At 67.4% G+C, this 26004-nt stretch carries 21 protein-coding genes and 1 pseudogene; 9 read left to right on the forward strand and 13 right to left on the reverse strand.

Features of this window, described 5'->3' with window-relative positions; translation table 11 throughout:
- A partial coding sequence (locus DID99_RS29210) for a methyl-accepting chemotaxis protein (RefSeq protein WP_185733836.1) occupies positions 1-922 on the forward strand: 922 nt, incomplete at its 5' end.
- A 74-nt stretch (positions 923-996) separates the two neighbouring features.
- On the opposite strand, the gene DID99_RS37995 is transcribed toward DID99_RS29210, so the two are convergent.
- The 4 genes from DID99_RS37995 to DID99_RS29225 form a co-directional block, all read right to left on the reverse strand.
- Positions 997-1488 carry a hypothetical protein gene (locus tag DID99_RS37995; protein ID WP_260444728.1) on the reverse strand — a complete coding sequence of 164 codons (492 nt, stop codon included), beginning with the start codon at positions 1486-1488 and terminating at the stop codon, positions 997-999.
- Between the two features lie 27 nt (positions 1489-1515).
- Entirely contained in the window at positions 1516-1944 is a 429-nt protein-coding gene (locus DID99_RS38000; RefSeq protein WP_260444729.1) for a hypothetical protein, read from the reverse strand.
- Positions 1945-2287: 343 nt separating this feature from the next.
- Positions 2288-3757, reverse strand: coding sequence for an NADP-dependent succinate-semialdehyde dehydrogenase (gene gabD, locus DID99_RS29220; protein WP_044845770.1), 1470 nt, complete (start codon positions 3755-3757; stop codon positions 2288-2290).
- Positions 3758-3846: 89 nt separating this feature from the next.
- Positions 3847-5130, reverse strand: coding sequence for a 4-aminobutyrate--2-oxoglutarate transaminase (locus tag DID99_RS29225; RefSeq protein ID WP_124611495.1), 1284 nt, complete (start codon positions 5128-5130; stop codon positions 3847-3849).
- Positions 5131-5256: 126 nt separating this feature from the next.
- On the opposite strand from DID99_RS29225, the gene DID99_RS29230 reads away from it, so the two are divergent.
- Positions 5257-6765, forward strand: coding sequence for a PLP-dependent aminotransferase family protein (locus DID99_RS29230; RefSeq protein ID WP_124668060.1), 1509 nt, complete (start codon positions 5257-5259; stop codon positions 6763-6765).
- Positions 6766-7008: 243 nt separating this feature from the next.
- Here the strand turns inward: DID99_RS29230 and DID99_RS29235 are convergent, their stop codons facing one another.
- Positions 7009-7845: a DMT family transporter gene (locus DID99_RS29235; protein ID WP_124668061.1), complete on the reverse strand. Its 837-nt coding sequence runs from the start codon at positions 7843-7845 to the stop codon at positions 7009-7011.
- A gap of 105 nt (positions 7846-7950) precedes the next feature.
- On the opposite strand from DID99_RS29235, the gene selD reads away from it, so the two are divergent.
- Both selD and DID99_RS29245 read left to right on the forward strand, forming a co-directional pair.
- Positions 7951-9015, forward strand: a complete 1065-nt coding sequence (selD, locus tag DID99_RS29240) for a selenide, water dikinase SelD (protein WP_124668062.1) — start codon at positions 7951-7953, stop codon at positions 9013-9015.
- Between the two features lie 362 nt (positions 9016-9377).
- Positions 9378-10457 carry a purine nucleoside permease gene (locus tag DID99_RS29245; protein WP_124486156.1) on the forward strand — a complete coding sequence of 360 codons (1080 nt, stop codon included), beginning with the start codon at positions 9378-9380 and terminating at the stop codon, positions 10455-10457.
- A gap of 227 nt (positions 10458-10684) precedes the next feature.
- On the opposite strand, the gene DID99_RS29250 is transcribed toward DID99_RS29245, so the two are convergent.
- On the reverse strand, positions 10685-10981 hold the full coding sequence (locus tag DID99_RS29250; RefSeq protein ID WP_044845765.1) for a DUF4148 domain-containing protein: 297 nt from the start codon (positions 10979-10981) through the stop codon (positions 10685-10687).
- A 416-nt stretch (positions 10982-11397) separates the two neighbouring features.
- Positions 11398-12402 carry a putative multidrug efflux transcriptional regulator CeoR gene (gene ceoR / locus DID99_RS29255; RefSeq protein ID WP_044845764.1) on the reverse strand — a complete coding sequence of 335 codons (1005 nt, stop codon included), beginning with the start codon at positions 12400-12402 and terminating at the stop codon, positions 11398-11400.
- 173 nt (positions 12403-12575) lie between these two features.
- Between ceoR and DID99_RS29260 the strand changes: the two genes are divergently transcribed.
- From DID99_RS29260 to opcM, 4 genes are read left to right on the forward strand one after another with little or no spacing between them, the layout of a single operon-like run.
- Positions 12576-13436, forward strand: coding sequence for an alpha/beta hydrolase (locus DID99_RS29260; protein WP_124668063.1), 861 nt, complete (start codon positions 12576-12578; stop codon positions 13434-13436).
- 32 nt (positions 13437-13468) lie between these two features.
- Positions 13469-14686 carry a multidrug efflux RND transporter periplasmic adaptor subunit CeoA gene (gene ceoA / locus DID99_RS29265; protein WP_044845762.1) on the forward strand — a complete coding sequence of 406 codons (1218 nt, stop codon included), beginning with the start codon at positions 13469-13471 and terminating at the stop codon, positions 14684-14686.
- A gap of 46 nt (positions 14687-14732) precedes the next feature.
- Entirely contained in the window at positions 14733-17933 is a 3201-nt protein-coding gene (ceoB, locus tag DID99_RS29270) for a multidrug efflux RND transporter permease subunit CeoB (protein ID WP_124489336.1), read from the forward strand.
- A 10-nt stretch (positions 17934-17943) separates the two neighbouring features.
- Positions 17944-19479 (forward strand): multidrug efflux transporter outer membrane subunit OpcM, encoded by a 1536-nt coding sequence (gene opcM / locus DID99_RS29275; protein ID WP_124668064.1) that lies wholly within the window; start codon positions 17944-17946, stop codon positions 19477-19479.
- 95 nt (positions 19480-19574) lie between these two features.
- Here the strand turns inward: opcM and DID99_RS29280 are convergent, their stop codons facing one another.
- Complete coding sequence (locus tag DID99_RS29280; protein WP_044845759.1) at positions 19575-20171, reverse strand: TetR/AcrR family transcriptional regulator; 597 nt, start codon at positions 20169-20171, stop codon at positions 19575-19577.
- Positions 20172-20298: 127 nt separating this feature from the next.
- Between DID99_RS29280 and DID99_RS29285 the strand changes: the two genes are divergently transcribed.
- Positions 20299-20730, forward strand: coding sequence for a Tautomerase enzyme (locus DID99_RS29285; protein WP_124668065.1), 432 nt, complete (start codon positions 20299-20301; stop codon positions 20728-20730).
- Between the two features lie 63 nt (positions 20731-20793).
- Here the strand turns inward: DID99_RS29285 and DID99_RS29290 are convergent.
- The 5 genes and pseudogenes from DID99_RS29290 to DID99_RS29310 all read right to left on the reverse strand — a co-directional run.
- A pseudogene (locus DID99_RS29290) lies at positions 20794-20940 on the reverse strand (LysR family transcriptional regulator); the annotation flags it as partial.
- Positions 20941-21144: 204 nt separating this feature from the next.
- Complete coding sequence (locus DID99_RS29295) at positions 21145-21996, reverse strand: alpha/beta fold hydrolase (RefSeq protein ID WP_124668066.1); 852 nt, start codon at positions 21994-21996, stop codon at positions 21145-21147.
- Positions 21997-22255: 259 nt separating this feature from the next.
- On the reverse strand, positions 22256-22585 hold the full coding sequence (locus DID99_RS29300) for a DUF3579 domain-containing protein (RefSeq protein WP_124668067.1): 330 nt from the start codon (positions 22583-22585) through the stop codon (positions 22256-22258).
- Positions 22586-22610: 25 nt separating this feature from the next.
- Positions 22611-23972 (reverse strand): sigma-54 dependent transcriptional regulator, encoded by a 1362-nt coding sequence (locus tag DID99_RS29305; RefSeq protein WP_124530215.1) that lies wholly within the window; start codon positions 23970-23972, stop codon positions 22611-22613.
- A complete protein-coding gene (locus DID99_RS29310; RefSeq protein ID WP_124668068.1) occupies positions 23962-25848 on the reverse strand; it encodes an ATP-binding protein in 1887 nt (628 codons plus the stop codon). Before DID99_RS29310 ends, DID99_RS29305 begins: the two co-directional genes overlap by 11 nt.
- Positions 25849-26004: the final 156 nt, after the last annotated feature.

Raw genomic sequence — 26004 nt, forward strand, 5'->3', positions numbered from 1 at the left:
CGGCCTGTGGCTCGACGCGCAGATCGTGCGTCCGCTGATTCAGTTGCGCGACCAGGCGTTGCGCGTCGCGACCGGCGAGAGCCGCACCGGCGTGGCGATGAACCGGGTCGACGAGATCGGCATGACGCTGCGCACGATCAACCAGCTCGGGCTGATGTTCCGCTGGCTCGTCGACGACGTCAGCGAGCAGGTGCATAACGTGCAGCGCGCGAGTAACGAGATCGCGCAAGGCAACAACGACCTGAGCGCGCGCACCGAACAGGCGTCGACCAGCGTGCAGCAGACGGCCGCGTCGATGGCCGAGATGACGGCCACCGTATCGAGCAACGCGGAGACGGCGCTGCAGGCGAACCAGCTGTCGGTTTCGGCGAGCGAGGCGGCCGAGCGCGGCGGACGGGCGGTGAGCGAAGTCGTCACGACGATGAGCGACATCACGGCGAGTTCGCACAAGATTTCCGACATCATCGGCGTGATCGACGGCATCGCGTTCCAGACCAACATCCTCGCGCTGAACGCGGCGGTCGAGGCGGCGCGCGCGGGCGATCAGGGGCGCGGCTTCGCGGTGGTCGCCGGTGAGGTGCGGGCCCTCGCGCAACGCAGCGCGAACGCGGCGAAGGAAATCAAGACACTGATCGGCGCGAGTGTCGAGCGGGTCGAATCGGGCGCCCGGATCGTCGACGGCGCGGGCAAGACGATGGAGGACATCGTCACGCAGGTGAAGCGCGTGTCGGATCTGATCGCGGAGATCAGCTCGTCGACGGCCGAGCAGAGCACCGGGGTCGCGCAGGTCGACCAGGCGGTCGTGCATCTGGACAACATCACGCAGCAGAACGCGGCGCTGGTCGAGCAGAGCGCGGCCGCGTCGGAAAGCCTGAAGCAGCAGGCGACGCGGCTTGTGGATGCGGTGAACGTGTTTCGTTGACGGTGGGGAAGGCAGGTGACGCGGGCACGGCGGAGACGCGCGGCCCGCGCGTCGCCTCCACGGGGAGGCGCAGATCAAATCAGCGCCGGTTGCAACGGTGCACGGTGCTCGCGAACCTTGACGATCCGGTATTCGTTGCGAAGCCCTTCGTCGGTGACGATCTGCGTCTGGCGCAGATCGACGACCAGCACGTCGCCCTTTCCGAAGCGCTCGCCGGCATCGACCTTCGCGATGAACCGTTCGTCGTCCAGCGACGCATAGAACGCGGACGTGCCGTCGTGCACGCGCCATTTGTTGCCGTCCTTGAACACGACGGATTCGAGCTTCAGCATCTTGAGTGCGATCGTGTCGGTGACGATTTCGCCGGGATCGTCGCTGCTCGCGAACGTACCGAGTTCGTCGCGTTCGATCGAGAGTTCGACGATGTCGTCGCGGACGATGCCGAAGCTGTCGATGCCGTCATGTTCGAGCGGCGAGAGCATTTTCTGCAGGTTGACGCGAACGGCCCGGTTCCGATACAGCCGGACGATGGGTTCATCGACGACGAAGCATTCCTGCTCCGACATCCAGATCCTGACATGCGCTCCGTCCGGCTAGGTGCGATGCGGTTTGCGCCCGCGCAGCGTGCGAATGAGGCCGATCAGCCCGCCGCCACCGATGATCCCCAATGCGGTGAGGATTGCCAGTGCGTTGCTGAACGCATTGGCGTTCGGCCCGGCGAACAGGTCGCGGATCTGGCTCGCGAGCGACTGGACGAAGATCAGCTCTGCATGGAACGAACCGGCCTTGAAGCCGCCCCTGACCTCGAGACGAACCTCGGAGTGGTCGCCATTGAGTTCCTTGTTGGCGGACGAGAACAGGTCGGCGATCGCGAGCAGCACCGGTGCGAGGTCACGCACGTCCATCCGGTGCTCGCCGAGCGCGGGCCCGTCGTAGACGACATTGAACGGCTGGTGATTGCTCGGCCCGCCGCGCTTTTCCTCGGGCGGGTACGTACGACGATCGGCTGACCCGATGCTCATGTGCGGGCTCCCTTCGTGCGGGGCGCGATGCCGGGACAGGTGCGAGGACGCGCGACGAGGGCGCGGTGCGCGGGGGATACGCAGGTCGGGCGGAAGGAAGAACTGTTCATGCGCAGGCAAACCGGATCGAGGTGGAACGCTCAATCTAGCGGCTGGCAGCGGGACGAGAAATGAGACTTGAACGAAATTGCCGAACGGCATGACGTTTGGCCGATGCGGCATCGACGTCGCGCACGGCAAGGTGACGCGGGCACGGCGGAGAGGAGGTACCGGCCCGCGTCGTGACCGCCCGGTTCCGGCCGGGCGGTCAGGGCCTGTCGCCGAAGCGCCAGGCCCCGAACCGTCAGACCGCGAGGCAGAGGTACTTGATCACGACGTAGTCGTCGATGCCGTAGTGCGAGCCTTCACGGCCGAGGCCCGACTGCTTGACGCCGCCGAACGGCGCGACTTCGTTCGAGATCAGGCCCGTGTTTACGCCGACCATCCCGTACTCGAGCGCTTCGGCGACCTTCCACACGCGGCCGATGTCGCGGCTGTAGAAGTACGCGGCGAGACCGAACTCGGTGTCGTTCGCGAGGCGGATCACCTCGTCGTCGCTGCCGAACTTGAACAGCGGCGCGAGCGGCCCGAACGTCTCTTCCTTCGCGACCTTCATCGCCGGCGTGACGCCCGTCAGCACGGTCGGCTCGAAGAAGCCGTGGCCGAGCGCGTGGCGCTTGCCGCCCGTCACGACGGTCGCGCCCTTCGCGAGCGCGTCCTCGATGTGCGCCTCGACCTTCAGCACGGCCGCTTCGTTGATCAGCGGACCCTGCGTGACGCCCGGCTCCGTGCCGCGGCCGACCTTCAGCTGGCCGACCGCTGCCGCGAGCTTCTGCGCGAACTGGTCGTACACGGCTTCGTGCACGTAGAAGCGGTTCGTGCACACGCACGTCTGGCCGCTGTTGCGGTACTTCGATGCGATCGCGCCCTGCACGGCGGCATCGAGATCGGCGTCGTCGAACACGATGAACGGTGCATTGCCGCCGAGTTCCAGCGACACCTTCTTGACCGTCGCCGCGCATTGCGACATCAGCAGGCGGCCGACCGGCGTCGAGCCGGTGAACGACAGCTTGCGCACGATCGGGTTCGACGTCAGCTCGCCGCCGATCGCCTTCGGATCGCCGGTGACGACGCTGAACACGCCGGCCGGCACGCCCGCGCGTTCGGCCAGCACGGCCATCGCGAGGGCCGAGAACGGCGTCGCCTCGGCCGGCTTCACGACGATCGGGCAGCCTGCCGCGAGCGCCGGACCGACCTTGCGGGTGATCATCGCCGCCGGGAAGTTCCACGGCGTGATCGCCGCGCACACGCCGATCGCTTCCTTCGTCACGACGATGCGCTTGTCGCTCGCCGGCGTCGGGATCGTGTCGCCGTACACGCGCTTGCCTTCCTCCGCGAACCACTCGAGGAACGACGCCGCGTAGCCGATCTCGCCCTTCGCCTCGGCGAGCGACTTGCCCTGCTCGGTGGTCAGGATCAGCGCGAGGTCGTCGGCGTTTTCCATCATCAGGTCGTGCCACTTGCGCAGGATCGCCGCGCGCTCCTTCGCGGTCTTCTTGCGCCATGCCGGCCATGCGGCGTTCGCGGCCTCGATTGCGTGGCGCGTCTCGGCCGTGCCCATCGCCGGCACGGTGCCGAGCAGGCCGCCGGTTGCCGGATTGCGGACCTCGAACGACTCGCCGTTCGCCGCGCCTTGCCATTCGCCGTTGACATACGCCTGCTGGCGGAACAGCGACGGATCTTTCAGTGCCAGGGTTTCCTGAACAGTGCTCATATGAATCGCCTGCCTTGAAAATGACGGATAAAAAGGCCGCCGCCGTCCTGACGACGGCGGCGGCGCATTCGGTTGACGTGGACCGGAACTCAGGCCGGCACGCCGACCGTTTCCTTCAGCACTTCCTCGAGGATCACGAGCGCTTCGTCGAACACGGCCTGCGGGATCGTCAGCGGGAACAGGAAGCGCACGACGTTCGAGTACACGCCGCACACGAGCAGCAGCAGCCCGCGCTCGAGCGCGCGCGTCTGCACGCGCTTCGTGAATTCCGCGTCCGGCTCGCCCGAACCCGGCTTCAGGAACTCGACCGCGATCATCGCGCCCGGGCCGCGCACGTCGGCGATCTGCGGCACGTCGGCCTGCAGCGAATTCAGCTTCGCCTTCAGCACGTCGCCGAGTTGCGTCGCACGTTCGCACAGCTTCTCTTCGTCGATGATCTCGAGCACCGCGTGCGCCGACGCGACGGCCAGCGGGTTGCCCGCATAGGTGCCGCCGAGGCCGCCGGGAGCCGCTGCGTCCATCACGTCCGCACGGCCGACGACGCCCGACAGCGGCATGCCGCCCGCGAGGCTCTTCGCCATCGTGATCAGGTCGGCCAGCACGTCGTAGTGCTGCATCGCGAACAGCTTGCCGGTACGCGCGAAGCCAGTCTGCACTTCGTCGGCGATCAGCAGGATGCCGTGCTCGTTACAGATCTTGCGCAGCGCGCGCACGAACTCGGCCGGCGCCGGGTTGAAGCCGCCTTCGCCCTGGACCGGTTCGAAGATGATCGCGGCGACGCGCTTCGGATCGATGTCGGCCTTGAACAGCATCTCGATCGCCTTGATCGAGTCTGCCGTCGTCACGCCGTGCAGCGCGTTCGGGTACGGGGCGTGGAACACGTCGCCCGGGAACGGGCCGAAGTTCAGCTTGTACGGGGCGACCTTGCCGGTCAGCGCCATGCCCATCATCGTGCGGCCGTGGAAGCCGCCCGAGAACGCGATCACGCCTGGACGGCCGGTCGCGGCGCGCGCGATCTTGATCGCGTTTTCGACGGCTTCGGCGCCGGTCGTGAAGAACGCGGTCTTCTTCGGGAAGTCGCCCGGCGCGCGTTCGTTGATCTTTTCCGCCAGCTCGACGTACGACGCGTACGGGACGATCTGGTAAGCGGTGTGCGTGAAGTTGTTCAACTGGTCCGCGATCGCCTTGACGATCTTCGGGTGGCGGTGGCCCGTGTTCAGCACCGCGATGCCGGCGGCGAAATCGATGAAGCGGCGGCCTTCGACATCCCACAGCTCCGCGTTCTCGGCGCGGGCTGCGTAGAAATCGCACATCACGCCGACGCCGCGCGGGGTGGCGGCGTTCTTGCGGGCCTGCAGGTCGGCATTCTTCACGGTCATCTCCTTGATGTTCTGTCCGGTGGGATAAAAATCGGCCGCATTGGCAGCCCATGGAGGCGACTATAATCACATTTGGCTCTGGCAATCAGAGCCATTTCAATAAATATTCAGGAGCCAATCATGCGCGCAAGCGTGTTGTCGGACTGGCTGGCGCAGCGCCTCGTGCGCGGCGGCGAACAGCCGATCTACCGGCAGCTGCACCGGCTGCTGCAGCAGGCGATCCTGTCGCGCGAACTGCCGGCCGGCACGCGCGTGCCGTCGTCGCGGCTGCTGGCGGCCGAGCTCGGGATCGCCCGCAACACGGTCACGCAGGTTTACGAACAGCTTGCGCTCGAAGGTTATGTGAACTCGGCGACGGGGCGCGGCACGTTCGTCGCCGACAGCGCGCCGGACGAGATCGTCGGCGCGTCGCCCGACCCGGCCGCCGGCCCGGCGGTGGCGCCATCGTCCGCGCGGTGGCTGTCCGCGCGCGGCACGCGGCTCGTCGAGGGCGCGGGCGTGTCGAAGCGCCAGGGCGGCGCGTTCATGCCCGGCGTGCCCGATGTGTCGCGCTTTCCGGCGCGCGTGTGGACGCGGCTGCACAACAAGTACTGGCGGAGATTGCGCCCCGATTTGCTCACCTACGCGCCGGGCGGCGGGCTCGCGCTGCTGCGCGAGGCGCTGGCCGACTACCTGCGCACGTCGCGTTCGGTGCGTTGCACGCCCGAGCAGATCGTGATCACGACCGGGATCCACCAGTCGATCGACCTCGCGGTGCGGCTCCTGACCGATCCGGGCGACGCGATCTGGACCGAGGATCCGTGCTACTGGGGCGTGCGCAGCGTGCTGAACGTGTCGGGGCTGACTACGCGGCCGATTCCGGTCGACGACGAAGGGATCGCGCCGTCGGCCGCCGATCTCGCCGAGCCGCCGAAGCTGATGCTCGTCACGCCGTCGCACCAGTATCCGCTCGGGATGGTGATGAGCCTCGCGCGGCGCCGGATGCTGCTCGAATACGCGCGCCAGCACGGCTGCTGGATCATCGAGGACGACTACGACAGTGAATTCCGCTACGGCAGCCGGCCGCTCGCGTCATTGCAGGGGCTCGATACGGCCGGGCAGGTGATCTACGTCGGCAGCTTCGGCAAGACGCTGTTCCCGGGGCTGCGCGTTGGTTACCTCGTCGCGCCAGAGCCGCTCGCGGAAAGCTTCGCGACCGCGAGCGCCGAGCTGTATCGCGAAGGGCAGCTGCTGCAGCAGGCGGTGCTCGCCGAGTTCATCGCGGAAGGGCACTTCGTGTCGCATATCCGCAAGATGCGCACGCTGTACGGGCAGCGCCGCGAGGTGCTGCTCGATGCGGTCGCGCGCCGCTACGGCGACACGCTGCAGGCACTCGGCAGCGATGCGGGGCTGCATCTCGTCACGCGGCTGCCGGACGGGGTCGACGATCGCGCGGTCGCGCAGGCCGCGCTCGAACGCAACATCGTCGTGCGGCCGCTGTCCGGTTACTACGCGGAGCGCGAGCGCGCAGCGTCGGGGTTGCTGCTCGGCTATGCGTGCGTGCCGGAGGACGAGATCGCGACGGCGTTCGCGACGCTGGCCGAGGCGATCGACGAGCGGGCGTTCGACGGGATGATAGCGGCGGCTTGACGTGTGCGGCAGTTGAGGTGACGACCCACGCTCGAGACGGCAGAGCGCGATGCGAAAGTCACGTATGAGAGGGAGTCGATATGGATCAGCGTTTTCAAGCAGGTTCAGGGCAATTGTCTCCGCGGTGCGGAGACAATTGCCTCGCCTGGAAAAACCTCGGCTGCAAGCACACAACGGCCCGACTGCCGAGTGCACCGGACCTGCCGTGACTGCCGGTCCTTCCTGAGGGCGTACGCACGCGCGTCAAAGCCGGATCAACGCCGCGCCCGCGACCACCAGCGCGCATGCGGCGAGCCGCTGCGCGCCGGGCCGCTCGCGCATCACGAACCAGCCGATCGCGACCGCGAAGATCGAGCTTGTCTCGCGCAGCGCCGATACCGTCGCGACCGGCAGATGCCGGTACGCGAGAATCACGATTCCATAGGCGGCGAGCGAGATCGTGCCGGCGATCGCGCCTTGCCGCAGCGACGCGCGCGAACCGAACACCACGCGCGGGCCGCCGCGCATCGCACACACCAGCACGAGCTGCGGCACGCTCCACAGCAGATAAACCCACGCGATATAGCCGAGTGCGCTGCCCGACACGCGCGAGCCGATGCCGTCGCAGATCGAATACGCGGCGATGAACACGCCCGTGAGCAGTGCGTACGGCACGCCTTCGCCGGAGAACTGGAAGCCGCGCCGCAACGCGAGCGACATGATGCCGAACGACACGAGCGCAATGCCTGCGAAGCCGAACGGCGTCGGTCGCTCGTGCAGCATCGCGAGCGCCAGCACCGATACGAGCAGCGGCGAGATCCCGCGCGCGATCGGGTAGATCTGCCCGAACTCGCCGTTGCGGTATGCACGCGCCAGCGTGAAGCAGTACGCGACCTCGAGCACGGCCGACGCCGCGACATACGGCCACGCGGCGGGCGCTGGCGCGGACAGCAGTACAACGCCCGCAATGCCGAACGCGAGATACGGCAGCGACATCGTGCCGAGCTGGACGAGACGGTCTTCGCTCACGTGGAGGAATGCATTCCAGATCGCGTGCAAGAGGGCGGAGCACAGCACGAGGCCGATGAACAGGTGATCCATGAATGAGCGAGCGGACGAGGGCGGGCGGCGTCAATTATGTGGGTGCCGGGCGCGCTCGCGCGGAATTGTCGATAATAGAACGTTGTTATTCACCGGATGCCGACGATGACCAAAGCCCCCCTCACCCCGCCCGCCGTTCCGCGCCTCACGAGCCTGTCGCATGGCGGCGGCTGCGGCTGCAAGATCGCGCCGGGCGTGCTGTCCGAGCTGCTGAAGCGGGCGACGCCGCCCGCGCTGTTCCCGGACCTGCTGGTCGGCACCGAGACCTCCGACGACGCGGCCGTCTACCGGCTGAACGACGAGCAGGCGATCGTCGCGACGACCGACTTCTTCATGCCGATCGTCGACGATCCGTTCGACTTCGGCCGCATCGCGGCCACCAACGCGCTGTCCGACGTCTACGCGATGGGCGGCAAGCCGATTCTCGCGCTCGCGCTGGTCGGGATGCCGATCAACGTGCTGCCGCACGAGACGATCGCGGCCGTGCTGCGCGGTGGCGAATCGGTGTGCGCGGATGCCGGCATTCCGGTCGCGGGCGGCCATTCGATCGATTCGGTCGAGCCGATCTACGGGCTCGCGGCGATCGGCGTCGTGCATCCGTCGCGCGTGAAGCGCAACGCGGCCGCGCGCGCGGGCGACGTGCTCGTGCTCGGCAAGCCGCTCGGCGTCGGCGTGCTGTCGGCCGCGCTGAAGAAAAACCAGCTCGACGACGCGGGCTATGCGCAGATGGTGGCGACGACCACCAAGCTGAACCGGCCGGGCGCCGAACTCGCCGCGCTGCCGGGCGTGCATGCGCTGACCGACGTCACCGGCTTCGGGCTGCTCGGCCATACGCTCGAACTGGCGCGCGGCGCGAATTTGACCGCACGCGTGCATTACGCGTCGCTGCCGTGGCTGGCGGGCGTCGAGGCGTTCGTCGCCGACGGCGTGTTCACCGGCGCATCGGGCCGCAACTGGGCCGCATATGGCGCCGACGTGCGGCTCGCCGACGGGCTGCCGCCCGTCGCGCAGGCGCTGCTGACCGATCCGCAGACGTCCGGCGGCCTGCTGGTCGCGTGCGCGCCGGATGCCGTCGACGACGTGTTCGCGTGCTTCCGCGCCGACGGCTTCGACCGTGCGGCCGTGATCGGCGAGATGGTGGACGGGCCCGCGCGCGTCGACGTCGCCTGACGCGGTTTTTTTCACGCCGGATCGCTGTCGGTCGCTAGAATCGATGCCTTCCCTCGAAGGCATCGACGACCGATGAACGATTTCCTGTTCGGGCCGTGGATCGAGAGCCACAAGGCTCGTCGTGGTTTGCATCCGGTCATTCGCATCGACGTCGACTCGTGCGTCGATCGATCAGATAGTATTCCTGATGTTATTGCGCGGCGCGCATGTCGATCCCGTCCGCGTTTCATGCGAATCCTGGAGTCGCGCACACCGCCCGCCGTTTCGTAGTCGGGTTCCGCATCGCACACACGCGTTCTATACTCCCTCGCGCAGTCTCCGAGAGCCGTTCTCACCCAACATCACCGAAACAAGGAACGCCGATGCTGACTCGCTCCATCCTTTCCGCAGCTGCATTCTCGCTTGCCGCCTGTGCGACCGCGCCGTCGATTGCGCAGAACAACCAGGGCAACGATGGGGGCAACGCCGCATTCGCCGAGACCGGTGCACAGGGCCGCCCGGTCAAGGTCATGATCATCACGATGTTCGGTCCGGAAGGCCAGGCATGGCTCGACCGGCTCGGCCCGTGGCGCGACATCACCGTGCCCGGCCTGTCGCCCGACTATCCGGCCGTTCACTGCAACAAGCAGGACGTGTGCGTGGTGACGACCGGCATGGGCTATGCGAACGCGTCCGCGACGATCATGGCGCTCACGTTCTCGCAGCGTTTCGACCTGCGCCGCACGTACTTCCTCGTGTCGGGCATCGCGGGCGTCGACCCCGCGCAAGGCACGGTCGGTTCCGCCGCCTGGTCGAAATACCTGGTCGACTTCAGCCTGCAGTGGGAACTCGATGCGCGCGAGATTCCAGCAGGCTGGAATACCGGCTTTCTCGGCATCAATACGAAGAGCCCGAACGACAAGCCGCCGCTCGACTACCGCACCGAAGTATTCCAGCTCAACCCGCAGCTGACCGATGCCGCGTATGCGCTGTCGCGCAACGTCGTGCTCGCCGACAGCGCGCAGGCCCAGGCCGCGCGCGCGAAGTTCACGTATGCGCCGGCGAATCGGCCGCCGACGGTGATCCAGTGCGACACGTCATCGGGCAATACGTGGTTCTCGGGCACGCTGATCGGCGAGCGCGCGCGCCAGTGGACCAAGATCCTCACCGACGGCAAGGGCACCTACTGCATGACCGCACAGGAAGACAACGCGACCTATGAAGCGCTCAAGCGCGCGGCGAGCGTGAAGCGGGTCGACCTGTCGCGCGTCGCGGTGCTGCGCACGGGTTCCGATTTCGACCGGCCGTATGCAGGGCAGACGAGCGCGGACAATCTGCTGAACTATGCGGACCAGGGTGGTTTCGCCCCGGCGACCGAAAACCTCTACCGCGCGGGCAATCCGCTCGTTCAGGACATCGTCACGCACTGGGGCGAATGGCGCGACGGCGTGCCGCGCCGTTGACGGCCAGCGTCTTCAGCGAGAGATCGACGCGAAGTTCAATGCGCGTGCGGCGCGGAACGGAACGGCGTCCAGACGGGCGTCGTGTCGTCCCAATGATCGAGCGGCGAAGGAAGTTGATCGTTCATCACAGGCTCCTGCAACTAACTGACTAATCGGGTGGTCGATGGCGGTGTCTCGATGCCGCGCCGCGGATCATCCGCTGCGCGGCGTTGCGCGTTGACCGATGCTCAACGGCCTGCGCCGGCGAGCTGGTTGCCTTCCGGTGTCGGGCGATACGGGCCTTGCGCGAGTTCGAGCCCTTGCGGATACGAATTCGCCTTGCGCAGCCAGGCCAGCGTGCCGTCGCGGCGGGCCTGCTCGACTTCCGCGCTGACTTCGGCGCGCGTGCGCGGGCCGTTGTTGTGCTGCGTGTACCACGACGTGTTCGCGTAGTCGCCTGCGTGCGGGGTGGTCGTATCGGCGAAGGCCGGTGCGGACACGGCGAGTGCGAGGGCGACGGCGGAGAGAAGATGGCGGCGGTTCATGACGTAACTCCTGTGTTGGTCGGAGTTGGCGCGTCGGCGCTTGCTCCGGTCCCGTCAAGCGGGATCTGTTCGATGCGCAACGAGGTGCGCGACAGGGTTTACTCTAGGGGGACGTTCCGGCGCGATAAATGCGGCTGACGCGAATTGAATTGTCGTGATGGTGGAACAATCGCGATCCGTACTGTCGGCAGGGTTACTCGAAAATCGCGCACAGCCGCCTGCAGCGGGGCTCCCGGCGATTTAGCGCGACGCGCGTCGTCACGCACGCGGCCGATTGCCGCGCACGGCGCAAAGGTGTGATGCGGATTCAGGAAAGGCGCTGTGCGGCGGGGGAGGCGGCACGAACGTGACGCCGTGGCGGCGCGAAGGCAGGACGGCGCGCGGGCCGCACAGCCCGCGCGCCGCGGTTCAGACGATTACGCGACCCATTCGTTGATGACCGGCGTGTCGAGCGCCGGTGCGCGCTCGGCTTCCTCGAACGTGCGCTTGCTGCACGTCGCGTCGAGGCTGCCCTTGCCGCTCAGCAGCGGGCAGCGGTCGAACACTTCGGCGATCCAGTCGACGAACACGCGTACCTTCGGCGACAGGTGCCGGCTGTGCGGATACACGACCGAGATCGGCATCGGCAGCGGCTTGAGGCCGGGCAGCACTTCCTTGAGCCGGCCGTCGCGCAGGTGCGGCAGCACCATGAACAGCGGCGGCTGGATCAGGCCGAAGCCTTCGAGCCCGCACGTCACGTACGCATCGGCATCGTTGACCGACACGATCGCGTTCATCTTGACCTCGACTTCCTTGCCGTCGGTCAGGAACGTCCAGTCGATCGTGCGGCCCGTGCGGCTCGAGAAGTAGTTGACGGCCTTGTGGTCGTTCAGATCCTCGATCGTCCGCGGCTCGCCGAACTTCTCGAGATACGCGGGCGCAGCGACCGACACGCACTCGAACAATCCGACCCGGCGCGCAACCAGCGACGAATCCTGCAGCGCACCGACGCGGATCACGCAGTCGACGCCTTCCTGCAGCAGGTCGACCGGCCGGTCGGACAGGCCGAGCTGCAGGTCGATGTCCGGATAGCGCGTGTGGAATTCGCACAGCGACGGAATCACCAGCAGCCGCCCGATCGAGCCCGGCATGTCGATACGCAACTTTCCGTGCGGCTTGCGGTTGTTGTTCTGGAAGCTTGCTTCGGTTTCCTCGACATCGGCGAGGATCCGCACGCAGCGTTCGTAGTACGCGGCCCCGTCCGGCGTGAGCGACAGCCGGCGCGTGGTCCGGTGCATCAGCCGCACGCCGAGGAAGGCTTCGAGATTCTGGATGATCGTCGTGACGGACGCCCGCGGCAGGCTGAGCGACTCTGCTGCCTTGGTGAAGCTGCTTGTATCGACGACGCGAGTAAACACCTGCATGGCCTGAAGCCGGTCCATCACAACCTCCGCAATCTAATTTGCCGCCCGAACGACAAGGCTGCGCTACCTCATGGGTAAGCGCAGCCTGGATTGTTCGGGGGCGTTGAATTGTGTTGCCGGATTATAGGCATTTATCCGGATGTCTGCCGGACCCAGAATTCGTTCCATCTCGAAATGGATGCTGCATCGTCATGGACGCTTCTGAATTCAGCAAATTCCTGAAAGCCGCGTTGCCCGCCGAAGCCAGAGCCGGCGCGGCACTGACGGTCGCGGAGGTGGAAATCCCCGGCTACGCGCAGGACATCGTGCTGCGCCTCTATCGGCGCGCGGATAAGACCGGATTGCCGGTAGTGCTTTACTTCCACGGCGGCGGTTTCGTGCGCGGCACGCTGGATGACGCCGATTTCGCCGCGCGCTTTTTAGCAGAACGCTTACCGGCTCTCGTAGTGTCGGTCGATTATTCGCTCGCGCCGGCCTTTCCTTTTCCGGCCGCGCCGGAGGATGCGTATCGCGCGGCCGTGTGGGCCGCGACGCGCGCCCGCGCGTTCGGCGGCAATCCGAAGAAGATCGGCGTCGCGGGGCACGATGCGGGCGGCCAGCTCGCGAACTGTCTCGCGTTCATCGCGCGCGATCGCGGCGAAGTGTCGATTGCCGCGCAGGCCCTGTTCGGGCCGATGCTCGACCCGAGCATGACGCGCATCGGCGACGCCGAACGCCTTGCGTCGGACATCACCGCGCGCGAATGCGCGGCCTGTTATCGCGCCTATCTGCCGCAGGCGGCGCAGCGCATGCACCCGTATGCGGCGCCGCTCGAATCGGTGCGCCTCGCGGGCCTGCCGCCGACGCTCGTCGTCACCGCGCAGAACGACGTGCTGCACGTCGAAGCGGAGAGATATGCGGGCTGCCTGATTTCATCGGGCGTGCTCACGCAGGTGATCCGCTACCCGGACGTCACGCACGCGGCGCTCGCGACGCACGAGGCCGCGCTCGAGGAGGCCGTGCGCTTCTTCCAGTGCCGCTTCCAGGCGCGCCAGCCGAACCGTTCCGAATAACCAGAACCAATCCACGCTTATTGGAGATCCACATGGCCATCCTACGCACCTCCCGCTCCCGAATCGCGACCGCGGCGATCGCGACGCTCGCCGTCGTCGGCCTCGGCACGTTCGGCGCGATGCGCGTGAACGCGAACGCGCCCGAAAAGGCGGCAGCGCCGCTGCCCGAAGTCGACGTCGCGACCGTCGTGCCGCAGACCGTCACCGACTGGCAAGGCTATTCGGGCCGCCTCGAGGCGGTCGAGAAAGTCGACGTGCGCCCGCAGGTGTCGGGCACGATCGTCGCGGTGAACTTCAAGGACGGCGCGCTCGTGAAGAAGGGCGACGTGCTGTTCGTGATCGATCCGCGCCCGTACCAGGCGGAAACCGACCGCGCGGCCGCGCAGCTCGCCGCCGCGCAGGCCCGCAACGGCTATGCGCAAAGCGACTGGCAGCGCGCGCAGCGGCTGATCGGCGACAACGCGATCGCGAAGCGCGACTACGACGAAAAGCAGAACGCGGCGCGCGAAGCGACGGCGAACCTGAAGGCCGCCGAAGCCGCGCTGGAAACGGCGCGCATCAACCTCGGCTATACGCGCATCACCGCACCCGTGTCGGGCCGCGTATCGCGCGCGGAAATCACGCTCGGCAACGTCGTGTCGGCCGGCGCGTCCGCCGCGCCGCTGACGACGCTGGTGTCGGTGTCGCCGATCTACGCATCGTTCGACGCGGACGAGCAGACCTACCTGCAATACATCAACGGCGCGCGCAACGGCCGCAAGGTGCCGGTCGAGCTCGGCCTCGCGAATGAAACGGGCTACTCGCGCAGCGGCGAGATCGACTCGGTCGACAACCGGCTCGACACGTCGTCCGGCACGATCCGCGTGCGCGCGCGCTTCGACAACGCGGACGGCACGCTCGTCCCCGGGCTCTACGCGCGCGTGAAGGTGGGCGGCAGCGCACCGCACGAGGCGCTGCTCGTCGACGATGCGGCGATCAACACCGACCAGGACAAGAAGTTCGTGTTCGTCGTCGACCAGCAGGGCCGCGTGTCGTATCGCGAAGTGCAGCAGGGCATGCAGCACGGCAACCGGCGCGTGATCGTGAGCGGCCTCGCCGCCGGCGATCGCGTGATCGTGAACGGCACGCAGCGCGTGCGGCCGGGCGAGCAGGTGAAGCCGCACATGGTCCCGATGACGGGCGGCGATGCGCCGTCCGCGCCGCTCGCGGACAACGCGAAGCCGGCCGCACCGGCGAAGGCGGAATCGTAAGCGGCCCGCCGCTTCGATTTCCGCGTTCAACCAGACAGAGCAACCCATGAACATTTCCAAATTCTTTATCGACCGGCCGATCTTTGCAGGAGTCCTATCGGTGATCGTCCTGCTCGGCGGGGTGATCGCGATGTTCCTGCTGCCGATTTCGGAGTATCCGGAAGTCGTGCCGCCGTCCGTGATCGTGAAGGCGCAGTATCCGGGCGCGAACCCGAAAGTGATCGCCGAGACGGTCGCGTCGCCGCTGGAAGAGCAGATCAACGGCGTCGAGGACATGCTCTACATGCAGTCGCAGGCGAACAGCGACGGCAACATGACGATCACCGTCACGTTCAAGCTCGGCACCGATCCGGACAAGGCCACGCAGCTCGTGCAGAACCGCGTGAACCAGGCGTTGCCGCGCCTGCCGGAAGACGTGCAGCGGCTCGGCATCACCACGGTGAAGAGCTCGCCGACGCTGACGATGGTGGTCCACCTGATCTCGCCGGACAACCGCTACGACATGACCTACCTGCGCAACTACGCGCTGATCAACGTGAAGGATCGCCTGTCGCGGATCCAGGGCGTCGGCCAGGTGCAGCTGTGGGGTTCGGGCGACTACGCGATGCGCGTGTGGCTCGATCCGCAGAAGGTCGCGCAGCGCGGACTGTCGGCCGAGGACGTCGTGCAGGCGATCCGCGAGCAGAACGTGCAGGTCGCGGCCGGCGTGATCGGCGCGTCGCCGTCGCTGCCCGGCACGCCGCTGCAACTGTCGGTGAACGCGCGTGGCCGTCTGCAGACGGAAGACGAGTTCGGCGACATCGTCGTGAAGACGACGCCGGACGGCGGCGTCACGCATCTGCGCGACATCGCGCGCATCGAGCTGGACGCGTCCGAGTACGGGCTGCGCTCGCTGCTCGACAACAAGCCGGCCGTCGCGATGGCGATCAACCAGTCGCCGGGCGCGAACTCGCTGCAGATTTCCGACGAAGTGCGCAAGACGATGGCCGAGCTGAAGCAGGACATGCCGGCCGGCGTCGACTACAAGATCGTCTATGACCCGACGCAGTTCGTGCGCTCGTCGATCAAGGCCGTGGTGCACACGCTGCTCGAAGCGATCGCGCTGGTCGTGATCGTCGTGATCGTGTTCCTGCAGACCTGGCGCGCGTCGCTGATTCCGCTGATCGCGGTGCCGGTGTCGATCATCGGCACGTTCTCGCTGCTGCTGGCGTTCGGGTATTCGATCAACGCGCTGTCGCTGTTCGGGATGGTGCTCGCGATCGGGATCGTGGTCGACGATGCGATCGTCGTCGTCGAGAACGTCGAGCGCAACATCGAGAGCGGGATGAACGCGCGGGCGGCGACCTACAAGGCGATGCAGGAAGTGAGCGGGCCGATCATCGCGATCGCGCTGACGCTCGTCGCCGTGTTCGTGCCGCTCGCGTTCATGTCGGGCCTGACCGGCCAGTTCTACAAGCAGTTCGCGATGACGATCGCGATCTCGACGGTGATCTCGGCGTTCAACTCGCTGACGCTGTCGCCGGCGCTGTCCGCGATCCTGCTGAAGGGCCACGGCGACAAGGAAGACTGGCTCACGCGCGTGATGAACCGCGTGCTCGGCGGCTTCTTCCGCGGCTTCAACAAGGTGTTCCATCGCGGCGCGGAGAACTACGGCCGCGGCGTGCGCGGCGTGCTGTCGCGCAAGACGCTGATGCTCGGCGTGTACCTCGTGCTGGTGGGGGCGACCGTGCTCGTGTCGAAGGTCGTGCCGGGCGGCTTCGTGCCCGCGCAGGACAAGGAATACCTGATCGCGTTCGCGCAGCTGCCGAACGGCGCGTCGCTCGACCGCACCGAGAAGGTGATCCGCGACATGGGTTCGATCGCGCTGAAGCAGCCGGGCGTCGAGAGCGCGGTCGCGTTCCCGGGGCTGTCGGTGAACGGCTTCACCAACAGCTCGAGCGCGGGCATCGTGTTCGTCACGCTCAAGCCGTTCTCGGAGCGGCACGGCAAGGCGCTGTCGGCCGGTGCGATCGCCGGTGCGCTGAACCAGCAGTACGGTGCGATCAAGGATTCGTTCGTCGCGGTGTTCCCGCCGCCGCCGGTGCTCGGCCTCGGCACGCTCGGCGGGTTCAAGATGCAGATCGAGGATCGCGGCGCGGTCGGCTACGCGAAGCTGTCGGATGCGACCAACGACTTCATCAAGCGCGCGCAGCAGGCGCCGGAACTCGGCCCGCTGTTCACGAGCTACCAGATCAACGTGCCGCAGCTCAACGTCGATCTCGACCGCGTGAAGGCGAAGCAGCTCGGCGTGCCGGTCACCGACGTGTTCAACACGATGCAGGTGTATCTCGGCTCGCTGTACGTGAACGACTTCAACCGCTTCGGACGTGTGTACCAGGTGCGCGTGCAGGCCGACGCGCCGTTCCGTCAGCGCGCGGACGACATCCTGCAGCTGAAGACCCGCAACGACCGTGGCGAAATGGTGCCGCTGTCGTCGCTCGTCACGGTGACGCCGACGTTCGGCCCGGAAATGGTCGTGCGCTACAACGGCTACACCGCAGCCGACATCAACGGCGGCCCGGCGCCGGGCTTCTCGTCGGGTCAGGCACAGGCGGCGATCGAGCGTATCGCGCATGAAACGCTGCCGCGCGGCGTGCGGTTCGAGTGGACCGACCTCACGTACCAGCAGATCCTGGCAGGCGATTCGGCGATGTACGTGTTCCCGATCAGCGTGCTGCTCGTGTTCCTCGTGCTCGCCGCGCTGTATGAAAGCCTGACGCTGCCGCTCGCGGTGATCCTGATCGTGCCGATGAGCATTCTGTCGGCGCTGACGGGTGTGTGGCTCACGCAGGGCGACAACAACATCTTCACGCAGATCGGCTTGATGGTGCTGGTGGGGCTGTCCGCGAAGAACGCGATCCTGATCGTCGAATTCGCACGCGAACTGGAGCATGACGGCAGGACGCCGTTCGAGGCCGCGATCGAGGCGAGCCGGCTGCGGCTGCGCCCGATTTTGATGACATCGATCGCCTTCATCATGGGTGTCGTGCCGCTCGTCACGTCGACGGGGGCGGGTTCGGAAATGCGCCATGCGATGGGTGTCGCGGTGTTCTTCGGGATGCTCGGCGTGACGCTGTTCGGGCTGATGCTGACACCGGTGTTCTACGTCGTGCTGCGCACGCTGGCGGGCGGCAAGATCCACGTCGCGGGCAAGGACTCGGCCGGCTATGGCGTGTCGCCTTCCGGTGCGCCGGCTACGGATGCTTGAGGACAACAAGATGGACAACATGCACAACACGAATGGCCTGATGCGCTTCGCGAAGGTGGCGGCCGCGAGCACCCTGCTCGCGACGCTGCTCGCCGCGTGCGCGGTGGGGCCCGACTACAAGCGCCCGGACGTGTCGACGCCCGCGGCGTTCAAGGAAGCGCCGACGCTCGCGGCCGGCGAACAGGCCGGCACGTGGAAGACCGCCGAACCGGCGGACGGCGAGCATCGCGGCGAATGGTGGAAGGTGTTCGGCGATCCGGTGCTCGACTCGCTCGAGTCGCAGGCGCTCGCCGCGAACCAGAACCTGAAGGCCGCGGCGGCGCGCGTCGAGGAAGCGCGTGCGGCGACCCGCACCGCGCGCTCGCAGTGGTTCCCGCAGGTCGGCGCCGGGTTCGGGCCGACGCGCGAAGGGCTGTCGTCGGCGTCGCAGTTCCAGCCGCAGGGCACGGGCCCGACCACCGCGACGCTGTGGCGCGCGCAGGGCACGGTGTCGTACGAGGCCGACCTGTTCGGCCGCGTGAGCCGCAACGTCGAGGCGTCGCGTGCCGACCAGGCGCAGAGCGAGGCGCTGTTCCGCTCGGTGCAGCTCGCGCTGCAGGCGGACGTCGCGCAGAACTACTTCGAACTGCGCCAGCTCGACTCGGACCAGGACCTGTACCGCCGCACGGTCGAACTGCGTGATCAGGCGCTGAAGCTCGTACAGCGCCGCTTCAACGAAGGCGACATCAGCGAGCTCGACGTGTCGCGCGCGAAGAACGAGCTGGCAACCGCGCAGGCCGATGCGGTCGGCGTCGCGCGCCGGCGCGCGGCGTCCGAGCATGCGCTCGCGATCCTGCTCGGCAAGGCGCCCGCGGACTTCGCGTTCAAGGAAACGCCGATCGTGCCGGTCGCGGTGAAGGTCCCGCCGGGTCTGCCGTCGGCATTGCTCGAACGCCGCCCGGACGTGTCGGCGGCCGAGCGCGCGATGGCGGCTGCGAACGCGCGGATCGGTCTCGCGAAGTCGGCGTACTTCCCGAAGCTCGATATCACGGGCGCGTTCGGCTATGAGGCGTCGACGCTCGGCAACCTGTTCATGTGGTCGAGCCGCACGTTCCTGCTCGGGCCGTTCGCCGGCACCGCGCTGACGCTGCCGCTGTTCGACGGCGGGCGGCGTGCGGCCGGCGTGCAGCAGGCGCGCGCGCAGTACGACGAGCAGGTCGCGAACTACCGGCAGCAGGTGCTCGTCGCGTTCCGCGAGGTCGAGGACAATCTCGCCGACCTGCGTCTGCTCGACGACCAGATTCGCGCGCAGGATGCGGCCGTCAATGCGTCGCGCCGTGCGGCGACGCTGTCGCGGACGCAGTATCAGGAAGGCGAAGTGGCCTATCTCGACGTGATCGACAGCGAACGGTCGGTGCTGCAGTCGCAATTGCAGGCGAACCAGCTGACCGGGGCGCAGGCCGTGTCGACCGTGAACCTGATCCGTGCGCTGGGCGGCGGATGGGGCGCGGCGCCGACGGCGGTCGGCGATGCGGCGTCCGTCAAGGCGGAAGTCGCCGCGCGTTGAAGCAGCGGCCCGCCAGGGGCCGTTCGAGCAGGTGGCTGATCGAAGAGCCCCGATTCCGTGGCAACGCGGATCGGGGTTTTTTTATTGGCCGTGCGTTATGCCTGCTGTTCGGGCTTCACGTCCGTGCGTTCGGCGATCACCACCGCGTAGCGGCCGACCGCATCGGCGATGCGCTGCGCCAGTTCGGGATCGCGCACTGCACGCGCGAGCGTGACGCCGCCCGTCAGCAGCGCGAGGAACGCGATCGCGCGATCGTCGTCGGGGGCGTCGCCGAGCCCGGACGACACTTCGTCGACGATCTGCCGCAACGCCTGTTCATAGGCGTCGCGCGTGTCGTCGTCGGCGCGCATCACTTCGGGCGACAGGCTCGGCAGCGCACAGCTTTCGCCGAGCGCGCAGGTGCGCCGCGGCCCGAGATAGAACGACACGAACGGGCGCCGCCAGCGCGCGCCATGCTCGGCCTTGAAGATCGCGACGCCTTGCCGGAGCTGGTCGAGACCGGCGAGGACCACGCTGCGGAACGCTTCACCTTTCGATTTGAAATGCCCGTAGAACGCGCCGTTCGTGACGCCCGCCGCCTTCGTCAGCGGACCGATGCCGGAGCCGCCATAGCCCTCCTGGCGGAACAGGCGGCTCGCCGCCTCGAGAATGCGCGCGCGGGTTTCGTGCTTGTGCTCGACGGAATAACGCATGACAGGCTCGCTTCAGAGCGATCGCTCTTTATCGCTTGCATAGAGAGCGATCAGTGTCTAATGTATAGAGAGTGACTGATATTTATATCACGTCACGATTCCGATGACCTGACCTGGAGAACGTGCGATGCCGATTACGCTGACAGTATCTGAAGGGGTTTTCTCGCAGGAAGACGAAGGGCCGGTATTTGCCGAACTGACCGATGCGCTGCTGGAGGTCGAAGGGCTGACCGGGAATGCGTTCCTGGCGCCGAACGTGATCGGCTCGCTCAACGTGCTGCCGCGTCACCGGACCTTCGTGAATGGTCGCGCGGAGCCCGCGGCATTCGTCGAGCTGAAGCTGCCGGCCGTGGCGCTCGCGGCGCCCGACAAGCAGCGGCAATTCGTCGAACGGGCGACCGCGATCGTGCTGCATCGCGCAGGCGGGCGGCTGACGCCGGCGCAGATCTGGGTGAATGTCGTGCATGCGGTCGACGGCGGATGGGGCATTGCCGGGCGACGGTACGACAACGCTGCGCTCGTCGATTCGATCCAGGGTGCGGTGGCTGGTTCGCATTAACCGCAACTAACGGTCAAACCATCCAGCGTTGACCGACGGTGCGGCGATGATTCGCCGCACCGATCAGCCGTGACTGCCTTCAGCCCGCAGTGCCCGCATCAGTTCGCTGGCTGCCTTGCCGCGCCCCGTATGTTTCGGCCGCCGCAGATACACGGGCGGCGGCAGCCCGTTCCGGATGTTCGCGAACACGAGCGGCGCGAGTTCGCCGTCCGTGCTGATAGTGTTCTTCCCGATCTTCACGTTCGTATACAACTGGTCGTTCGACAGTGTGTTCGGGTTGCCGGATGCGGTGACGCGCAAGCCCGAACCGGTCATCTGACGCGGAGGCGGGCGAAGCGATGCGGGGAAGCCCGTATCGCTTCGTTCGGGAAAGGGGCGGGAAGTGACGGGCGGACCGAATGCCGCCCGCGAGCGTTACGCGGCGACGAACTCGTGCACGTAACGGTTGAACACCCCGGGGCTCGCGGCGTTCATCCCATGCGACGCACCGGCGACGGTCTGCCGTTGCGCATCGCCGATCCACTGCGACAGCGTGTCGACGTTGTTGCGGAACATCTTCGGGCTGCGCTGGCCGTCGATCAGCAGCGTGCGGCATGCGATATCGCCGGCCGTGTGCTGCGAATACGCGGGCAGCGGATCCTGCAACTGCTTCGGCAGCGTGCTCGCATTGTCGATCGCCATCGTGCGAAAGCGCGACGTGCTCTTCTTCCACGCGCCCGGCAGGCTTACCGAGTCGACGAACATCTCGAGGCCGGCTTCCACTTCGCCTTGCCCGATCAGATTCACGGCCTGCGTGCGCAGCGCGATCGCGGCGGCCGGCAGCGCGGCTTCGCGCACGCCCGGCTGTTGCAGCGGGCCGCCCGGATCGGCGAGCGTCAGCGTGTCGACGAGCTGCGGATGCTGGCGCGCGACGTTGAACGCGACGCTGCCGCCACGCGAGTGGCCGACGAGATGCACGGGGCCGAGATCGAGCGCGTCGATGAATTCGGCGAGCTCGTCGACGTGGTTCTGCCAGCTGAACTCGTCCTGGATGCCCGCCTCGACGGCCGGCCAGTAATGGCTTAGGCTCGGCGCGATGCAGCGGTAGTGGGCCGACAGCGACGCGAGTTGCGGATCCCAGTAACGGTAGTCGCACAACGATCCGTGCACGAACACCATCGGCGCGCCGCTGCCCCGCTCGACATACGGCAGGCTGATGCCTGACGAAAGCGTCGCAAATTGCAGGTCGGGGTTCGCGAGCACCGAAGGCTCGATTCGCATGTTCATGACTGAAAACTCAATGGGTGCGTCATCACGTCGCAACTATGCCTCACGGCAAGCTGCAAGGAAAACGCATAATTTTCATCGTGACGATCAATTTTATTGATGGCTCGGCTGAAAACCCTTGTCGCTGCGTGGGGAAGTGCCGAAGTCTTCAATCATCTGATGATTTATTTGGCGGCTGAAAGCACGTGTGAACGCCTGCGCAGGCGCGCATCTGAGCGGGGGGAAACGGGAGAAAGGGCCGCCGCACGCGACCCGCGCATCACCGCACCGCCAGCGCGGGCGCGGTCTGAAGCTCGACGGGAAGGTCGTTGTCGGCGGCGAACTGCATCGCGAAGTCGAACGCGTCGGCGCATACGTCGCGCAATTCGTCCGACACGAACAGGCATTTGGCGCCCCCATCGACGACCGGCATCGCGAGCCGCGACAGCGCGCACGGATAGCCGGGCCGCCGCTCGCCGACGAACAGCGTGATGACGCCCGCGAGGCGCTCGGGCCAGTCGCTCGGTCGGAAGGTTTTCTGCGCGCGCGTGACGCCGCGGATCAGGTGCCCGGTGATGCGGCCGTGTTCGGTGATATCGATGCGATCCATGCTGTTCTGCGTATCCTCGTTCGCGTCATTCGCCGCCGTCGGCCGCCGCGTCGCCGCGCGCGGGAATCCGCAGGTTGCGCAGCTTGTGATAAAGCGTCTTCTTCGGCATGCCGAGCGCGACGCTCGCGTCCGCCACGTTGCCGTTGTGACGCCGCAGCATGTCTTCGATCAGCATCCGCTCGAAATACGCCATCTGCTCGGCAAGCGTGCCGCCGGCCGCCGGCGCGCCGCCGGACGACAGCAGGCTGTCGCCGGTCAACCCGAGCACGAAGCGATCGGCCACGTTCTGCAATTCGCGCACGTTGCCGGGCCATGCATGCGTCATCAGTTCGGACACCTGCGCAGCCGTGACGACCGGCGCCGGCTGCCCGAAGCGCCGTGCGGCAGCGAGCACGAAATGCTCGAACAGCAGCGGCACGTCCTCGCGCCGCTCGCGCAGCGGCGGCAGCTCGATCTGCGCGACGTTGAGCCGATACAGCAAGTCCGCGCGGAAGCGCCCGTCGGCCGCGAGTTCGGCGAGATCGGCCTTCGATGCGGCCACCACGCGGCAGTCGACCGGAATCAGCTCGTTCGCGCCGAGCCGCTCGACCACGCGCTCCTGCAGCACGCGCAACATCTTGATCTGCAGCGGAATCGGCATCGTCTCGATCTCGTCGAGGAACAGCGTGCCGCCGTGCGCCCATTCGATCTTGCCGATGCGCTTCTTGATCGCGCCGGTGAATGCGCCAGCCTCATGGCCGAACAGCTCGCTCTCGAACACCTGCTCGGGCAGGCCGCCGCAATTCAGCGCGACGAAATGGGCATCGCGCCGGCCGCCGAAGTCGTGCAGGCTGCGTGCGATCAGTTCCTTGCCGGTGCCCGTCTCGCCGGTGATCAGCACCGACACCGACGTATCGGCGAGCCGCAGGATCTTCTTGCGCACGTCGGCCATCGCGGGCGACTTGCCGAGCACGAACGCCTCGATGCCCTGCCAGTTGTTCAGCGCCGCGCGCAGCCCCTGCACCTCGAGCGTCAGGCGGCGCTTCTCGACCGCGCGCGCGACGCGCCCCGCGATCACGTCCGACGAGAACGGCTTCTCGATGAAATCGTACGCGCCGTCCTGCATCGCGCCGACGGCCGTCGAAATGTCGGCATGGCCGCTGATCAGCACGACCGGAATCTGCGCATCGACGGCCATCACGCGTTCGAGCAGCTGCAGCCCGTCGATGCCCGGCATCCGCACGTCCGACACGATCACGACGGGGGCGCCGGGCGCGACGTGCGCGAGCGCGTCGGCGGCCGAAGCGAATGCGTCGACCGGGAACCCGGCGAGCGCGACGGCCTGCTCGACGCCGATCCGGACGTTTTCATCGTCCTCGACGACCAGCACGCGAATCTCATCTTCCATGCTCTATCCTCTGTTGCGGCGTCGCCGCCGCGAATTCGATACTGAACTGCGCGCCGCCTTCGTCGCGGTTCGTCGCGGCGATCTTCGCGCCGAACGCCTCGACGATGCGCGACGTGATCGCGAGGCCGAGCCCGAGGCCCTGGCCGCGCGGCTTGGTCGTGACGAACGGCTCGAACAGATGCGGCAGCACGTCGGGCGCGATGCCCGCGCCGCTGTCGGCCACCGAGAAGCGCACGCGGCCGTCGTCGTCCGGCCCGGCGGCTTCGATCACGATGCGCCGCACCGGCGCGTCGTGCACCGCGTCGAGTGCGTTGCCGAGCAGGTTCACGATCACCTGCTGCAACTGGCTCGATTCCGCGGACACCGTCGTGCCGGGCGCGATGTTCACGTCGAGCTGCACGCCTTCGTCGCGGATCCGCGCATCGTAGATCAGGCGCGCATGCGCGACGGCCTCGTTCAGCGACACCGCGACGCGCTCGACGTCGGGTTTGCGCGCGAAGGTCTTCAGCTCGCCGGTGAGCACGGCCATGCTGTCGACGAGCTTGCCGATCCGTTCGAGATTCGCATACGCCGGCGCCGGCTGGCCGCGCTCGAAGAACGTACGCGCGTTGTCGCACAGCGTGCGGATCGCGACGAGCGGCTGGTTCAGCTCGTGCGTGAGGCCCGCGGCCATCTGCCCGAGCACCGCGAGCTTGCCCGCGTGCACGACTTCCTGTTGTGAATCGCGCAGCCGCTGCTCGGTGCGCTCGCGCTCGACGATCTCGCGCTGCATCCGCTCGTTCGCCGCCGTCAGCGCGGCCGTGCGTTGCGCGACGGTCAGCTCGAGCCGGTCGTTCGCGCGGCGCAGCGCATCTTGCGCGTTCAGCCGCGCGACGATCGCCCGGCGCCGCTGGATCGCGTAGCCGGCCAGCAGCGCGGCGATCAGGAACGCGCCGGTGACGAACGCGAACGCGGTCTGCTGCTGGCGCCGCGCGCCGGCGATGTCGAGCAGCACCATCAGCGAATCACCGGCCTGCGGCGCGGGCCGCGACATCACGAGATAGCGCGTGCTGCGGCCGGCGTGACGCGGATCGGGGAACGTGCCGAACCATGCGGCGGCGCTGCGGTCGCCGAGGTGGCGGTAGGGCAGCATGTCGACCGTGCGGCCCGCGTATTGCCGCGACGCCTGGATGTCGCGCTGCTGCTGCGCGGTGATCGGGCGCAGCGCGGTGAACTTCCACGCCGGCTCGGTCGAGATCACGATCACGCCGTTGCCGTCGACCACCATCGCGGCGACGCCCGGCGCGCGCCACGCGGATTCGAGCGGGTCGACGCTGATCTTCACGGCCGCCGCGCCGATCGGCACGCCACCGTCGCGCACCGCGCTCGCGAAGTAGACGCCCGGCACGCCGGTGTTGGTGCCGATCCCGAAGAAGCGGCCGCTGCCGTGCGCCAGGGCATCCTTGAAGTACGGCCGGTACGACACGTTGGTGCCGACGAAGCTGATCGTCTCGTTCCAGTTGCTGGCGGCGATCACTTCGCCCTGCAGGTCGATCACGTCGACGGCGCCGCTGCCCGCATCGCGGTTCACGGCTTCGAGATACGTGTCCACCGTGTGCGCGAGCGCGGGCCGGTCTTGCGGCGCGGCCCGCAGCAGCGCGCGCACGCCGTCTTGCCGGGCGACCAGGCCGGGCAGGATCTCGAAGCGGCCGAGTTCGCTCTTGAGGCTCGACGCGTACAGGTCGAGCCGGTGCGCGCCGGTTTCCTCGAGCGCGTCGATCGCGCGTTCCCACGCGAAATCGACCGCCGCGCCCGCCACGCCGACATACAGCACGGCGGCCGACGCCCAGCCCCACCACGGGATTCCCTTGAAGCTCTTCTGCACGTTCGCCCTCATCGATGCCCGCAACCGGTCGTCCGAGACCGGCCGTCCGAGACCGGCCGTCCGCAACTCCGGCCGTCCCAAACGCCCCGCCACAACGACGCGCGCCGCGCGCCGGCAAAGCCGGCGGCGGCGCGTGCGAAGCAGCCTGCGCGACGGTGCGCGCAGCGG

The organism is Burkholderia sp. Bp8986, assembly GCF_003854225.1.
In the GTDB taxonomy this organism is placed as follows: Bacteria; Pseudomonadota; Gammaproteobacteria; order Burkholderiales; family Burkholderiaceae; genus Burkholderia.

What these genes read in the sequence shown, in the direction of transcription:
- DID99_RS37995 (WP_260444728.1), bottom strand. Translation starts at nt 1,488, where the DNA reads ATGTCGGAGCAGGAATGCTTCGTCGTCGATGAACCCATCGTCCGGCTG.
- DID99_RS38000 (WP_260444729.1), bottom strand. Translation starts at nt 1,944, where the DNA reads ATGAGCATCGGGTCAGCCGATCGTCGTACGTACCCGCCCGAGGAAAAG.
- gabD (WP_044845770.1), bottom strand. Translation starts at nt 3,757, where the DNA reads ATGAGCACTGTTCAGGAAACCCTGGCACTGAAAGATCCGTCGCTGTTC.
- DID99_RS29230 (WP_124668060.1), top strand. Translation starts at nt 5,257, where the DNA reads ATGCGCGCAAGCGTGTTGTCGGACTGGCTGGCGCAGCGCCTCGTGCGC.
- DID99_RS29235 (WP_124668061.1), bottom strand. Translation starts at nt 7,845, where the DNA reads ATGGATCACCTGTTCATCGGCCTCGTGCTGTGCTCCGCCCTCTTGCAC.
- selD (WP_124668062.1), top strand. Translation starts at nt 7,951, where the DNA reads ATGACCAAAGCCCCCCTCACCCCGCCCGCCGTTCCGCGCCTCACGAGC.
- DID99_RS29245 (WP_124486156.1), top strand. Translation starts at nt 9,378, where the DNA reads ATGCTGACTCGCTCCATCCTTTCCGCAGCTGCATTCTCGCTTGCCGCC.
- DID99_RS29250 (WP_044845765.1), bottom strand. Translation starts at nt 10,981, where the DNA reads ATGAACCGCCGCCATCTTCTCTCCGCCGTCGCCCTCGCACTCGCCGTG.
- ceoR (WP_044845764.1), bottom strand. Translation starts at nt 12,402, where the DNA reads ATGGACCGGCTTCAGGCCATGCAGGTGTTTACTCGCGTCGTCGATACA.
- DID99_RS29260 (WP_124668063.1), top strand. Translation starts at nt 12,576, where the DNA reads ATGGACGCTTCTGAATTCAGCAAATTCCTGAAAGCCGCGTTGCCCGCC.
- ceoA (WP_044845762.1), top strand. Translation starts at nt 13,469, where the DNA reads ATGGCCATCCTACGCACCTCCCGCTCCCGAATCGCGACCGCGGCGATC.
- ceoB (WP_124489336.1), top strand. Translation starts at nt 14,733, where the DNA reads ATGAACATTTCCAAATTCTTTATCGACCGGCCGATCTTTGCAGGAGTC.
- opcM (WP_124668064.1), top strand. Translation starts at nt 17,944, where the DNA reads ATGGACAACATGCACAACACGAATGGCCTGATGCGCTTCGCGAAGGTG.
- DID99_RS29280 (WP_044845759.1), bottom strand. Translation starts at nt 20,171, where the DNA reads ATGCGTTATTCCGTCGAGCACAAGCACGAAACCCGCGCGCGCATTCTC.
- DID99_RS29285 (WP_124668065.1), top strand. Translation starts at nt 20,299, where the DNA reads ATGCCGATTACGCTGACAGTATCTGAAGGGGTTTTCTCGCAGGAAGAC.
- DID99_RS29295 (WP_124668066.1), bottom strand. Translation starts at nt 21,996, where the DNA reads ATGAACATGCGAATCGAGCCTTCGGTGCTCGCGAACCCCGACCTGCAA.
- DID99_RS29300 (WP_124668067.1), bottom strand. Translation starts at nt 22,585, where the DNA reads ATGGATCGCATCGATATCACCGAACACGGCCGCATCACCGGGCACCTG.
- DID99_RS29305 (WP_124530215.1), bottom strand. Translation starts at nt 23,972, where the DNA reads ATGGAAGATGAGATTCGCGTGCTGGTCGTCGAGGACGATGAAAACGTC.
- DID99_RS29310 (WP_124668068.1), bottom strand. Translation starts at nt 25,848, where the DNA reads ATGAGGGCGAACGTGCAGAAGAGCTTCAAGGGAATCCCGTGGTGGGGC.